Genomic DNA, 14,281 nt, shown 5'->3' with positions numbered 1-14,281 from the left:
TTTTATTTGATTTGACATAGGCTCTAATTATTAAAGTAATGTTTATTTTATGAAAGAACATGGCGATATAGATATAAAATGGGATGGAAATATTTTGAGTATTTCGCTCCGTGGGCCTTTTAATGTTGAAGGTATCAAGCATTCAATAGAAAGAGTTAAAACGTCAGTTAAGGAAAACAACCTTAGTTCTTGGTATCGAATAGATTATTTAGATGAAGAAACTTTAGGTTCCCCCGATACTATTAAATTAATTGGCGAGTTTTATCTATGGTCAGATCTAAATAAATGCATTGAATCAGCCATTGTTTGTCAAAATACCTTACAACGTAATTTAATTGATAACTTTGTTGAACGTACAGGGGTGAAAATAACCGTTTTTAACCAAGATTCAAAAGCCTTGAATTTTATAAAAAAATTGAGCGGTTAGCGTGTATAAAATATAAAATATAAAATATATCGTAATCATTTCATCAGCCTCTAGTTACCCCATTTAGTTTTTAAGCAATGGCTCCAACATGGATTCTAATCCATTTACCTTGACCTCATGTATTAAAGCCAGTTGTTGACCCAGTTTGCTCTTTGGAAATCCTTTATTGTTAAACCAAACTAAATAAGGTTCAGGCAAATGTAATAGTTTTCTACCGGCATATTTGCCAAATGGCATAGTTTGGTTAATGGCTTCTACTAAAACTTGATTATCCATAGGGTTATTTAGTATCCAATGATTCTGTACTGTGGCTGTCTTCGCTATTTTGTTCTTCGTTGTCTCTTTGAGCTAACCACAACTGTTTATATGCTCCGTCTTTTTCTAGTAAACACTTATGGGAACCTTGTTCGAGTATTTTTCCATCTCCCATCACAATGATATTATCAGCGTCAATTATGGTGGATAACCTATGGGCAATGACTAAACTTGAATGGCCTTTAGATACATTTTTAATGGCTTTAAGGATTAACTGTTCAGATTGACTATCAAGAGAGGAAGTGGCTTCGTCAAAGATTAATATTTTGGGACGTTTTAGAATAGTTCTGGCAATAGCGACTCTTTGTTTTTCGCCGCCAGAAAGCTTCAAGCCTCGCTCACCTACTTGGGTTTCATGTTTGTCTGGCAATGATTCAATAAAGGCTCTAAGGTTGGCTAGATCTATCGCTTGATTAACTTCTAGATTGCTTGCTTCGGGCCTACCGTATCGTACGTTCTCGAAAATGCTATCGTTAAACAAGACTGTATCTTGCGGCACTATACCTATGTTTTGGCGCAAGCTATCTTGAGTCACTTGTCGAATATCTTGCTGATCAATACTCACACTGCCTGAAGTCACATCATAAAACCTAAATAGCAGTTTCACTAAAGTCGATTTTCCCGCGCCACTTTCGCCTACTATTGCGACTTTCTGTCCGGGTAATATTTTGAAACTGACATCTTGTAAAATGATTCGATCTTTTCGATAGCTAAAGCCAACGTGTTTGAACTCTACTAAACCCTTCTGGGCACTTAACTCTGGTGCATTTGGGGTAATAGGTACTTGGCTTTTTTTGTTTAATAAGGAAAACAAGTTTTCAATGTTGGCTAACGATCCGCGAATTTCTCTGTATACAAAACCAAGAAAATTAAGGGGCATAAATATTTGCATAGTAAAGGCATTAATTAAAACAAAGTCACCGATAGTCATTTTTCCGTGTGCCACTTGATACGCAGCTAGTGCCATCATGCAGGTCATAGACAAAGCAATTATGGTGGCTTGGCCACCATTTAAAGCAAACAAAGAGAGTCGATTTTTACGTCGTGCATTTTCCCAGGTACTTAAGTCTGTATCGTATCGATTGGCTTCGTATTCTTCATTGTTAAAGTACTTAACTGTTTCGTAGTTTAGTAAGCTGTCTATAGCTCGTGAACTGCTGCTGGAGTCAGCTTTGTTTACTTCTCTGACATATTTAGTGCGCCAATCTGTGGCTTTAACTGAGTAACTTACATAACTCAACACTGAAACTAGAATAATTAAGGCAAAACTGATCCCGTAGTTGTAAAACAGTACACCCACTACCACTAAAATTTCGAATAGTGTGGGGCCAATGTTAAACACCAAAAATCGCATTAAAAAACTTATACCGCTAGTGCCGCGCTCTATATCTCGAGATAGTCCACCGGTTTGGCGGTTTAAATGAAAATCTAAATCTAAAGAATGCAGGTGTTTGAATACTTTTAGACCCAAACGTCGCATGGCTCGTTCCGTCACTCGTCCAAATAAAGTGTCACGTATCTCACCAAATATAACGTTGGCTAAGCGTAATGCGCCATAAGCTGCAATGAGCCCAAAAGGCACTAATACTAGTGCGCTATTCACTTGTTCGGTATTTAATGTATCAACTGTGTATTTAAGAATAAAAGGCAGGTAAATGGTGGCCACTTTAGCTGCAATTAAAAAAAGCATGGCTAAAAATATTCTGAGTTTAAACTCAGTTAAATAGGGCCATAATTGTGAAAAAATTTGCCAATTAAGAGGCGTGTTTTCGTCTGTGGGAAAGTGATTGGGGCGCATTGAGCCGCTACGTCTAGAAATTAATATACTGGATCATATCAGCTGAAGTTAGCTTATCCAGCGATTTCTGCCCTCTGATTTAGCCTGATAAAGTTTTGCATCTGCGCTGTTAACGGCATCATCAATACTATCAAATGGGCTGAATTGGTGGATCCCCATGCTCACAGTAATGTTAAATTGTCTATCCTTAGATTGAAAAGTGGTGTTTTGGATTTTTTGACGCAGTTTTTCAGCCAATATTTCTGCTTGAGCAGAAGTGGTTGTGGGTAATAAAAACAAATACTCTTCGCCTCCCCAACGAGCAATAGAATCTTGTTTTCTTAGTTCGCCAGTAAATATTTGTCCCACTTTTTTAATTATTTCATCACCTTTTTCATGGCCATATAAGTCGTTTACTTTTTTGAAATAGTCTATGTCACACATAACCAAACTTGTATTTAGTTGACTGCGTTTACTTCGAGCATATTCAAGTTCTAAATTCTGCATCATGCCACGTCTGTTTAATAGTCCAGATAACACATCATGCATAGCTTGACGTTCAAATTGTTTACTAATCTTAATAACACTTTTGTAAGAGCTTTGTCGAGCGGCTTCGTATACAGCAAAAAGTAAACTAACGCTTATAAATGAATAAAGTAACCTTGATTTAAATTCGTATGAATACTCTGTTGCTAGCAATATCGGATCAGGATAAAAAAGCTGGAAACTAATAAATAAAATAAACAAAAGTAAGTTACGAGAACCTTTATATAAACCACCAAAAAATAAAATGACGGGCGGTACTAAATATATCCAAAGCGGGCCAGTCCCGTTAACACCGCCAGTGTAAATGAGGTAAACCATTAACGTAATAAGAGATATTGAAAGCAGATTCGCCGAATACTTGTACGGGACTGAGAACCAATTGTTTCTAAAAATTAAGTGAGCATAAAAATAAATACAACTTTGGATTAATAATACTGTAGCCAAAACAGGTTTGTGATTTAGTAGTGCAGTCACACCCATTAAAAGGGTTATCACCCCCCCTAAAATACTAAAGATATTGGCGACCACTATTCTTTGGGTCGACTCCAAATCATCCTTGTCTGGCACACCTTTATAAAAATAGGTGGTTAACTTGTTTATAAACTTCAATTATTGGCCTTTGGTTTACCTGAAGGAAAACACGGGTGCTTTTTAATATGCTAATTGTTCAAAAAATAAAATTAATTATTAGTTTAAAAATATTGTATAGATGTTGAACATTTTTAGAAACATTCTTTTTGTTTTTTAGGTTATTTATGCCGAATGATATTATTTGCTGCTAGCGTTAGTTGCATCTTTTAACTTACGTAAGATTGTATTATCTAGGTGTTTATTGGCAGCTAAATAGCCTACTAATTCTAATTCCGGAATGGGTAACACATATTGAGTGGTATTCTCAGCCAAATTAAAGCTTTTTAACATGTTCAGCATTAACTCTGGTGATTCGATAATAAAGTCTACTTTTTCTTTTAGTAAAAGCTGCCAAGAGCTCTCTATATTGGGTGAAACTATAAAGTGTTTATTTTCTTCAAACCCCTGTTTTAGCATCCAATTATGGGCGATATCTGCACGTTGCACTGCGACTAAATAGTTGGCTAAATTATTTAAGGATACCTGTAGGAGGTCTGCTCTATCACTTTTAGCTACTAAACCTAACTTATAGTAAGTAACTGGAGCAAGCCAATGAAACAAGTGTTTGCGCTCCTTTGTTTTTGCTATTGAATAAATTAATGTATTTGGGGAGTTAACCGCCATTTCATAAGCTCTTGCCCAAGGGTACATACTAAAAGTACTACTAATTTGTCCTTGCGTTAACAAAGCGCGTACTTTGTCTGTAGAGGATCCTGCTACTTCGTTGTTAATTATTATCTGATAAGGTGGGGATAATTCAGTCACAACATGTACATCAGTGTTCTGAGAAAAACAGGTTTGGCAAAACAGCCAAGTCATTAAAATACAGCAGTAGGGAGATTTGAACATCAAGGTGACATAACCAAGTACATATGGTTATCTATCATAAAGGTTTCTTAGTTAATTGCCAATTTGAATTATGCGAAACAACTTCTTGTGATAGCCATCACAGTGATTCAAACTATATGTAGTATTCGATCCACCTAAAGTATTGTTATTAAAATTTTATTTTTGCCTAAAATTATTGGTTTGTTGATATTAAACCTTTATACCACTGTTATCTTAGCAGAGACCTTTAATGGGGCGGTGGCTTCAAACTTTGCATATAGCATGAAAGCTTTAGTGCATGAATTTGAAAAAGGTAGCTCACATACAGTTAACTTGTCTTTTGGTTCCTCTGGAAAAATTTACGCACAAATTGTCAATGGTGCGCCATTTGATATGTTCTTTTCTGCTGATCAAGTCAAACCCCTTAGATTACAAAAAGAGGGGTGGGTGGTTCAGGGAAGTCTATTTACTTATGCCCAAGGGCAGCTCGTTTTATGGTCACCAAAGGCTGAGGCATTGGCACACGGTCTGCAAACCTTAACCCTAGGGAAGTTTAATAAACTTGCTTTAGCTAATCCCAAATTAGCGCCCTATGGTGCAGCCGCGCATCAAGTTTTGCAAAGTTTGGGGATTACAAACATCAGCCAAAATAAATGGATACAAGGAGAGAATATTTCTCAAACTTATCAATTTGTACGCTCTGGTAATGTAGATTTAGGTTTAGTTGCGTGGTCACAAGTTAAATTGCACAATCAACCAAATCAAGGCGCTTATTTGATTATTCCAGAAAACTTATACCAACCGATTTATCAAGATGCCGTTTTGTTAAAAAGAGCCTCTAAGAATAAAGCAGCATTGGCTTTTATACAGTTCTTAAAACAGGATAAAGCGCATCAAATTATTCTTTCCAGTGGGTATAAGTTACCTACCCAATTAGATATGGATACTGAATTGTGAATTTATCAGACAGTGACATTCAAACTATCTTTTTAACCTTAAAGTTAGCGAGTACTGTGACCCTATTATTGCTGTTTTTTGCCACACCATTAGCTTGGTGGTTAGCCAGAACTAAGTCCTGGTTAAAGGTGCCTATTAGTACGATTGTGGCCTTGCCTCTAGTATTGCCACCAACGGTTTTAGGTTTTTATGTATTAATTGCCATGGGGCCTAACGGTTTTATTGGTGGATTTACTCAAACATTGGGCTTAGGCACACTAGCGTTTACGTTTTGGGGATTAGTGGTTGCCTCTATGTTGTATTCATTACCTTTTGTTGTTCAACCTATTCAAAACGCTATTGAATCAATAGGTGAGCGTCCCCTAGAAGTCGCTGCGACGTTAGGAGCTGGGCCTGTCGATCGTTTTTTTACTGTGGTCTTGCCTTTAGCAAAACCGGGGTTTCTAACGGGGGCTGTTTTAGGATTTGCCCATACAGTGGGAGAGTTTGGCATAGTTTTGATGATAGGTGGCAATATACCTGGCGAAACCCGTGTGGTGTCGGTGCAAATTTATGATCATGTAGAAGCGTTAGACTATGCCCAAGCGCACCAGTTATCAGCCATGATGATACTATTTTCTTTTGTTATTCTATTCGCCCTATATGGACTTGGAAGAAAATCCAGTTTATTAAATATTTTCACCTTAAAGGGAAGGGGACAATAATAGATGTCCGATAATGGCCTACAAGTTAAGTTATCTTTTACCTATCCTAGCTCAAATTATAGTGGTTTTAGTTTAGATCTAGATTTAATTATGCCTAGCCGCGGTGTGACAGTTATTTTTGGTGAGTCAGGTTCGGGGAAAACCTCTTTATTGCGTTGTATTGCTGGTTTAGAAAAAATATCTAATGGGCAAGTGCAACTCAATCACAACACTTGGCAAGATAGCTCGCACTTTGTGCCAACGCATAAACGGAAACTGGGTTATGTATTTCAAGAAACAAGCCTGTTTAGCCACTTAACTGTTAAGCAAAATTTAGCTTATGCCATTAAACGTTCCACTGAAAAGCATGACCCCAAATTTTTACAACAAGTAATAGACGTGCTGGCAATCGCTAATACTATCAATAAGTATCCAAGTCAGTTGTCTGGTGGCGAACGACAACGAGTAGCCATCGCAAGAGCGTTATTGAGTAAACCTCAAATTCTGTTAATGGACGAACCTTTGGCCTCATTAGATAATGCTCGTAAACAGCAGATTTTGCCCTATTTAGAAGGTTTACACAGCGAATTTAAGATCCCTATAATTTATGTTACTCATTCTATTGAAGAAATGATCCGTCTAGCGGATTACGGGGTGATTTTACAAGCAGGTAAAGTGGTCGCCCAAGGAAATTTAACTGAATTATTTGGCAATATAGATACACCGCTTAGTTTAAACCAGGATTTAAGTACGGTTTTAGAGTGCGAATTTGTTCAATTAGATGAAAAGTGGAACTTAACTCAAGTCGGGTTCGATGGTGGATTGCTTTGGTTACCTAAACTCAATAATATTCAGAACAAAAAGGTAAGAGTTCAAATTCTTGCTAGTGACGTAAGTATAAGCTTAGTTGCACCGGAACAAACCAGTGTGTTGAATATACTTCAAGTAAAGGTTGGTCAAGTTTCGAATGAACACAAACTCGGCACATCTCTACTAGTATTGTATATAGGAGCTAGTCAGATTGTCGCCAGTTTAACGTCTAAATCTTTGAGTGAGCTGGGTATTCAGCAAGGTGATACAGTGTGGGCAATGATTAAGTCTGTGGCAATTGTTCGTTAACCCTCCGTTGATTTATCTAGGATACAATCAGAACTCGCTGTTTATCATTGTGCAATCCAAACGATCTTTGGTATTTCACTTATGATTAGTTGTTTTTCATATTTGAGATGTTAATATGTTGAACCTTAATCTTTACCTAACCATTTCAATCTATTAACTTAGATTTTAACTAATTAAATAGTGCATACCTTATGACGATTGTATCTTTTTTACTTTTTACACTTTTTGCCGCTGGGCTTACCTGGTTTCTAACGCGTAACTACGAAAATAAAAGTAGTGAAGGCTTCTTTTTAGGTGGTAGAAGTTTAACCTTTCCTATTATTGCAGGCTCCCTCCTTCTAACCAACTTATCCACCGAACAAATGGTGGGGCTGAATGGCTCAGCCTATAAAAATGGCTTGGCAGTTATGGCTTGGGAAGTGATAGCGGTACTTGCTTTAGTGTTAATGGCCGCATACTTTTTACCTAAATTTTTACGTTCTGGTATCACTACTGTTCCTCAATTCCTAGAGCAACGTTTCGATGGCCGTACCCAAACTTTAGCTAATTCAATCTTTCTTGCCGCATACGCGCTCTTGTTAATTCCTATTGTTTTGTATAGTGGTGCTAAGGGCTTGATTAACATGATGGATTTACATACGTTAACTGGCATAGAAAGTGAGTTTACTCTGTTAACTATAACCTGTATCGGTATAGGCCTAGCAGGTATGATGTACTCTAGATTCGGTGGCCTCAGAACCTTAGCTGTGCTTGATACTATCAATGGCATTGGTTTGTTAATTGGTGGATTCATGATTGCCGCATTCGCCCTGTATGTATTGGGTGGAGATGGCGGTATCTTGGCTGGTTGGGACACGCTGAATACGGTACACCCAGAGCGTATGGATTCAACAGGGGCTGAAGGTTTGGATTCTGAAGTACCATTTTCAACCATCTTTACTGGTGTCGCTTTGCTTAACTTATTTTACTGGTGTACTAATCAGCAAATCATCCAGCGTACATTTGGCGCAAGTAGTCTAGCTGAAGGTCAAAAAGGTGTGTTATTGACCGGTGCATTAAAATTACTTGGTCCAATTTACTTAGTTTTGCCAGGGTTAGTTGCCTATCACTTATATTTTGGTCAAGGCGTAAGTAACGACGACGCTTACGGTAAGTTAGTGGCTGATGTGCTACCAGCCCAGTTAACAGGTTTCTTTGCCGCTGTGATGGTGGGTGCTATTTTAAGCTCATTTAATGCAGCGCTTAACTCAACCTCAGCTTTGTTCTCAATTGGCTTATACAAACACGTTATCAATCCAACCGCCAGTGATGAAAAAACCGTTAAAACCGCCAAGTTGTTTGTTACCATCATCGCCATTGCTGCTATGTTTGGCGCACCGTTGCTATCTAAAACATCGAGTATCTTTAGCTACTTGCAAACCATGAATGGTATTTATGCCATCCCAATCTTTTCTGTAGTGGTAATGGGCATGGTAAATAAGCGTGTACCTTCGGCTGCCGCGTTTTACTCTATGGTTAGTGGCTTGGTGGTGATGATTGGTCTATTAATTGTGTACCCAGCGTTAAACGGTGGAGCAAATACCTCTGATTTGACAGGCATTAGTAACTTCCACACTATGGGGATTGTTTTTGCTGCTTTAATGTTAATTATGTTTATTGGCGCTAAAGTCGCACCGCGGGCTGAAGCGTGGGAAATTACCACCAATACCCCAATCGACATGACGCCTTGGAAAGGCACTAAAGTAGCCAGCATTATTCTTGTTATTGCTGTAGTGGCGATTTATATAGGTTTTTCAAAGTAAGCCTTAACGCTTATTAATTGGCTTGCTTCCCTTTACATAAATAAAGGGCACAAACTAAAAAACACAAGTGCAAAACGTATATTGAATATACGAATTAACTTGAATTTGATAAGGGTTAACAATATGTTAACCCTTTTTTATGGGGATCATTATGTTGAAAATATTTATTAGAATTCACTGCTTGGTTTTATTAGCCTGTTTATTCAGTGCATACAGTTATGCAGAACAGTTTAAAGTGTTGTTGTTTACTAAGTCTGCTGCTTGGCATCATAAGTCAGTGAACGAAGGTGTAGATACTATTAAGTTAATTGCTCAAAACCATCATTTTGAAGTAGTTTGGCACGAAGACGCTAATCAATTTAATGCTAAAAACTTAAAGCAATATCAAGCTGTCATATTTCTACAAACCACAGGGGATATTTTAAATGACAAACAACAAGCTGCCCTAAAAGGATATATTCAAGCTGGTAATGGCTTTGTAGGTATTCATAGTGCCAGTGACACTGAGTACGGCTGGCCTTGGTTTGGCAAATTAGTAGGAAGGCGCTTCCATATTCACCCTGAAATTCAAACCGCCAGAATGTCAGTAATTGACAACAAATTTCCGGGTCTTGAATATTTCCCTGAAACAGGGCTATGGACAGAAGAGTGGTATGAGTTTGGCGAAGAATTAAGCCCAAATTTAAAATATATTTTGTCTGTGGATGAATCCACTTACGATCCAAATGTACAGTGGGGAGAAAAAATAGGTAAAGGTAACGGTGATTTTCATCCAGTTGCTTGGTATCAAGATATTGAAGGCGGGCGTTCGTTTTACACTGCTTTAGGTCATATGCCTGCTACCTATAGTAATAAAGCTTTTCAAGAGCATATTTATGGCGGAATTTATTGGGCTGCTACGGGTAAAGGAATGAAAAAATAATTTTCAAATGGTTTGCAAACTTGAGTAATAAATAACCCTGAAAGTATGTACTTTCAGGGTTTTTTTATATCAGTCAAATTGTCAGTATCTAATTGTTATAAGAGGTTCGTTTTACTTTTAACTGAATAAAGATTTGCTAGTGAGAAAGTTAAATTATTCATTAATTCAATTGCTTAGTTTAAGTAATTTACTTCATTTGATTAATTGTATATATTATTTTGTTAACAATGCTGTCATTTGAAGCACGTGTATGTGAACAAAAGGGCAATATTTTGTTAGTTATATTGGTATTGCCCATTGAATTAAAGTGTCGGCTAAATACGAGAAGGGAAACACTGTGTTTGTTGAGTCAGAAAAAGGTTAATTAATGAACATTCCAAGCAAAAAATCAGTACTGTCTGTCGTAATGGCGGCTAGTTTTAGTTTAATTATCAGTGCTTGTGGAGGGGGAGGCGGTAGTAGTCCTACACCAACTCCCACGCCTACACCTACACCTGATCCAATACCGGACCCTACTCCAGATCCAACACCAGATCCTACTCCGGACCCAACACCTGATCCCATGCCAGATCCTGCTCCAACAGGTAAGCAAGTTGATATTAATTTTGACATTAAACATAGCGTGGGGGGGATTGAAACCTTCGATCGTCAAAAGTTTATAACCATTCACTCCAGTGCTAGCGAAAATGATTGGGGGGAAAATGACAGTCATAGTAGAAATGCTGCCAATGAAGATCCAAATTTAATGGTTAACTTTATGACTGACAATGACGTGTATTTTGGTCGTTCTACTGGCTCTATAGGCTGGGCCTTAAGAAATGTCAGTCAAGACCAAGCTAAACCAGGCTTTGTTGACGAAACGTCAGCTACCACTATTGGCGGCAACTTCCGTTGGACTTATGCTAATAGTGATGCCAAAAAGAATGCTGATGCCCGCCTACCTGAAATTCAAGCGCGCTCACTTGACATGATAGAAGGGGCGCAACAGCATCCGTATTGGCCTGAAGGTACAGTAATTAATCCTTTTCCAAGTGGTGATGCTTGGGCGTTTTCACAAGCTGATACCGACGACGAACCTTTAGGTACAGCAACTGGCCATTACATGGGCCAGTATTTATCTAAGTTCTTTAAAAATAATGAAAACGAGTCTTGGGCACCTAAACCGAAGTACTTCGAAATTATGAATGAACCTTTGTATGACTTAACCACAGTGCGCCAGCCAAGCGAGCCTGACTATGTTACGCCTGAAACTGTATTTAAATTTCATAACACCACTAAGGCTGAAATTCGTAAAATTGCTGAAAATGATGATGTTCAAGTAGGTGGTTACACAGTTGCATTCCCTGATTTTGATAAAGATAATTTTCAACGTTGGTATGACAGAGACAAGCAGTTTATTGATATTGCTGGTGATAGCATGGATTTCTACGCTATCCATTTATATGACTTTCCATGTTTAAGTAATACTGAAAAATACCGCAAAGGCAGCAATGTTGAAGCGACTATGGATATGATGGAGCACTACAGCAGGATTGCCATTGGCGAAATGAAGCCCTATGTGATTTCTGAATACGGTGCGGCAAGTCATTGTGTGAGAAACCAAGGTTGGAGCCCAAGAAAAGATACTTACGTACTGCGCGCAACCAACTCATTGTTAATGAGCTTTATGGAACGCCCAGACGTGATTGCTAAAACTATTCCTTTTATTGTGGTTAAAGCAGAGTGGGGGCGCACAGACGTGCCTTATGGTCCCCGCTTAATGGTGCAAGAATTTGAACGCACAGGTGTCGATACTGAGACTTCGTGGGTTTATTCTGATTTAGTTTTATTCTATAACCTCTGGTCTGAAGTAAACGGAACTCGTATTGACACTTGGTCATCTGATTTAGATATTTTGGTTGATGCATACGTAGATGGTGATGACGCTTATATCATTCTGAACAATTTAGAGTTTGATGATGCTGAAGTGAATCTCAATGCTATGGGTATTGATACTGCGAATATCAGCGCAGTGAATATCAAACATTTACGTACTACTGATGATTCGGTAGAAGCTTCATCTATTGAGGAAACTGATTCATCTAGCTTACCTGATACTGTGACCATAGATGGCGAAGGTACTATGGTGATCAAGGTGACGTACAATACTGATTTTACTATTGATCAAACCAACGAAGAAACTAAATATTATGCCACTGATTATAAGCATGAAATTATGGCGAATTCGGATATCAGTTACCAAATAAACGGTGTGAATATAGGTACAAACGGCGAAGCGGTTTTACGTTTAGCTGTAGGCCGAGATCATGGCAAGTCTTTGTTGCCTACTGTTACCGTAAACGGCACACAAGTATCTGTACCTGAAGATTTCAGAGGGTATGATCAAGAAACCGGAAAAGTAAATCCAGGCAGAGATAATTTCTTTGGTACGCTTGAAATTCCAGTAGCCCTGAGTGATTTGCAAGAAGACAACGAAATTAAAGTACAATTTAGCGATGCCGGTGGCCATGTGGCCTCGGCTTCATTGCAGGTCTTTAATAGTTCAAAGGATTTAAACCGCACTCGCTAGAGTCAGATTTAATTAGTCAAACATATTAAAAGGCCCGTTTCTTAATGAAAAGAAACGGGCCTTTTGTTATTTAAGGTATAAAGTATTTGAGTTTGTAGCTAAATAATTAAGTTTGCGGGTTTAAATTCTACGTTAGGATCAACTAGCTTAGTTTGATCTATCGGGTCGCCGCCTTTAATAAACTTGGTTCCCACTACATAGGCTTTAGCATTATTTACAGCGTCTACGGCTAATAAAGTATTGTCTTTAAAGTACCAAACGGAAAATTTGTGACCTTCGTCAGGCTCTTGTCGAACTAGTATTTTATTGTAGCCTTGAGACAAGCCGACCATTTGTAATTTTACGTCGTATTGATCTGACCAAAACCAGGGGAGGGTGTCGTAGCTGACATCTTTTTCGCAGATAGACGCGGCGGCAATTTTGGCTTGATCCACTGCGTTTTGTACTGATTCTAAACGAATATTACGACCGTAGTGAGGATTGAAGTGGAAACTACAATCACCAATCGCGTATATGTCTTTATCACTTGTACGAGCTGCTTCGTCAACGGGTATACCATTTTCAAGCTTGATCCCTGCGGCATCAGCAAGTTCAGTGTTAACCCGAATACCTACACCCACAACTATTACATCCGCTGGGTATTGGCTACCATCTGCACAATGCACAATATTTTGCGCGCCATCACTGGTGATATTGGACACGTCTTTTTGAGTTAATACCTCGACGCCATTTTCTGCATGGAGTTTTTGAAAAAATTCTGACATCACAGGTGCTGTTACCCGAGCTAAAATGCGTTCTTCTCTTTCCAGCACAGTGACGGTTGCTCCGAGTTTTTTCATAGATGCGGCTGTTTCTAAGCCTATATATCCACCACCAATAATGACTACACGTTTAGTGTCACTAGCATGCAAGGCGGTTTTTATATTGGTGACATCTGCGGCAGTGCGCAATGGATACAAATTGGTAGCGGTTTTTAATCCTGGGATAGGCGGAATAAATGGACGTGCACCGGTTGCTATCACTAATTTGGTGTAGTGGTGAGTATTCCCGTCGCTAGTGGTAATGGTGTTATCAGTACTGCTGATAGTGCTTACTGAAACACCCAAATTTAAATCAATGTCTTGTTTTTGGTAACTGTCAGCTGATTTTAATAGGTTTTTTTCAATTCTGTCATCACTGGTTAAATAAGCTTTAGACAAGGGAGGGCGGTGATATGGCAAAGTCGGGTCGGTATCAAATAATGTGATTGCTCCTTCCCAGCCTTCTTTGCGTAATGCAAATGCTAGGTTAACCCCAGCATGACTAGCGCCGATCACAATGCAGTTTTGTTGATTATTTGCCATTTCATCTACCCTTTTAGCTTAGCCAGCAACGGTTAATTCAAGGCCATCAAGATCTTCTGTGATCTCAATTTGGCAACATAAACGACTAAATTCATTTACGTTGTCGTCTAGCTCAAGCATGTCTTGTTCAATTTCACTGGCATCACCGGTTTTGCTCATATGTTCTGGTTTTACGTGAACATGGCAGGTTGCACAAGAACATACGCCACCACAATCACCGTCAATTCCTTGTACGCCATTTTCTACGGCTAGCGCCATAACCGATCCTGAGTCTGCTTCTAAGGTAATGTTTTCGTCATCAGTTGTAATAAAAGTAATTTTTGCCATTAGTTTTGCCTTTTTAAATTTGTTTCTAAGGTTATT

The 14,281-nt window shown here is 38.5% G+C and carries 13 protein-coding genes; 7 read left to right on the top strand and 6 right to left on the bottom strand.

Annotated features, from left to right (window positions below; all coding sequences use genetic code 11):
• Window positions 1-49 precede the first annotated feature (49 nt).
• Window positions 50-427, top strand: coding sequence for a hypothetical protein (locus tag L0668_RS16075; RefSeq protein ID WP_235313743.1), 378 nt, complete (start codon window positions 50-52; stop codon window positions 425-427).
• Window positions 428-490: 63 nt separating this feature from the next.
• Here L0668_RS16075 and L0668_RS16070 read toward each other — a convergent pair whose 3' ends face one another.
• The 4 genes from L0668_RS16070 to L0668_RS16055 all read right to left on the bottom strand — a co-directional run bounded on the left by L0668_RS16070 (window position 491) and on the right by L0668_RS16055 (window position 4,514).
• Window positions 491-703, bottom strand: a complete 213-nt coding sequence (locus L0668_RS16070; RefSeq protein WP_235313742.1) for a DUF3820 family protein — start codon at window positions 701-703, stop codon at window positions 491-493.
• A gap of 4 nt (window positions 704-707) precedes the next feature.
• Window positions 708-2,540 carry an ABCB family ABC transporter ATP-binding protein/permease gene (locus L0668_RS16065; RefSeq protein ID WP_235313741.1) on the bottom strand — a complete coding sequence of 611 codons (1,833 nt, stop codon included), beginning with the start codon at window positions 2,538-2,540 and terminating at the stop codon, window positions 708-710.
• A 48-nt stretch (window positions 2,541-2,588) separates the two neighbouring features.
• Window positions 2,589-3,674 carry a GGDEF domain-containing protein gene (locus L0668_RS16060; RefSeq protein ID WP_235313740.1) on the bottom strand — a complete coding sequence of 362 codons (1,086 nt, stop codon included), beginning with the start codon at window positions 3,672-3,674 and terminating at the stop codon, window positions 2,589-2,591.
• 159 nt (window positions 3,675-3,833) lie between these two features.
• A complete protein-coding gene (locus L0668_RS16055; protein WP_235313739.1) occupies window positions 3,834-4,514 on the bottom strand; it encodes a type 2 periplasmic-binding domain-containing protein in 681 nt (226 codons plus the stop codon).
• Window positions 4,515-4,706: 192 nt separating this feature from the next.
• Here L0668_RS16055 and modA point away from each other — a divergent pair, with 192 nt between their 5' ends.
• The 6 genes from modA (at window position 4,707) to L0668_RS16025 (ending at window position 12,575) form a co-directional block, all read left to right on the top strand.
• Entirely contained in the window at window positions 4,707-5,480 is a 774-nt protein-coding gene (gene modA / locus L0668_RS16050) for a molybdate ABC transporter substrate-binding protein (RefSeq protein ID WP_235313738.1), read from the top strand.
• The gene (gene modB, locus L0668_RS16045) at window positions 5,477-6,184 is read left to right on the top strand and encodes a molybdate ABC transporter permease subunit (protein WP_235313737.1); all 708 of its coding nucleotides are present in this window, start codon (window positions 5,477-5,479) and stop codon (window positions 6,182-6,184) included. Before modA ends, modB begins: the two co-directional genes overlap by 4 nt.
• Window positions 6,185-6,187: 3 nt before the next feature.
• Window positions 6,188-7,282, top strand: a complete 1,095-nt coding sequence (gene modC / locus L0668_RS16040) for a molybdenum ABC transporter ATP-binding protein (RefSeq protein WP_235313736.1) — start codon at window positions 6,188-6,190, stop codon at window positions 7,280-7,282.
• A gap of 191 nt (window positions 7,283-7,473) precedes the next feature.
• On the top strand, window positions 7,474-9,084 hold the full coding sequence (locus tag L0668_RS16035; protein ID WP_235313735.1) for a solute:sodium symporter family transporter: 1,611 nt from the start codon (window positions 7,474-7,476) through the stop codon (window positions 9,082-9,084).
• Window positions 9,085-9,235: 151 nt separating this feature from the next.
• Complete coding sequence (locus L0668_RS16030; protein ID WP_235313734.1) at window positions 9,236-10,006, top strand: ThuA domain-containing protein; 771 nt, start codon at window positions 9,236-9,238, stop codon at window positions 10,004-10,006.
• Between the two features lie 367 nt (window positions 10,007-10,373).
• Window positions 10,374-12,575, top strand: coding sequence for a hypothetical protein (locus L0668_RS16025; RefSeq protein ID WP_235313733.1), 2,202 nt, complete (start codon window positions 10,374-10,376; stop codon window positions 12,573-12,575).
• A 98-nt stretch (window positions 12,576-12,673) separates the two neighbouring features.
• On the opposite strand, the gene L0668_RS16020 is transcribed toward L0668_RS16025, so the two are convergent.
• A complete protein-coding gene (locus L0668_RS16020; protein WP_235313732.1) occupies window positions 12,674-13,918 on the bottom strand; it encodes an NAD(P)/FAD-dependent oxidoreductase in 1,245 nt (414 codons plus the stop codon).
• 18 nt (window positions 13,919-13,936) lie between these two features.
• Entirely contained in the window at window positions 13,937-14,245 is a 309-nt protein-coding gene (locus L0668_RS16015) for a 2Fe-2S iron-sulfur cluster-binding protein (protein ID WP_235313731.1), read from the bottom strand.
• Window positions 14,246-14,281: the final 36 nt, after the last annotated feature.

Source organism: Paraglaciecola algarum, from assembly GCF_021532655.1.
GTDB lineage: Bacteria > Pseudomonadota > Gammaproteobacteria > Enterobacterales > Alteromonadaceae > Paraglaciecola > Paraglaciecola algarum.
The sequence above is the reverse complement of the archived record's forward strand: the minus strand, read 5'-3'. Positions and strand labels throughout refer to the sequence as shown.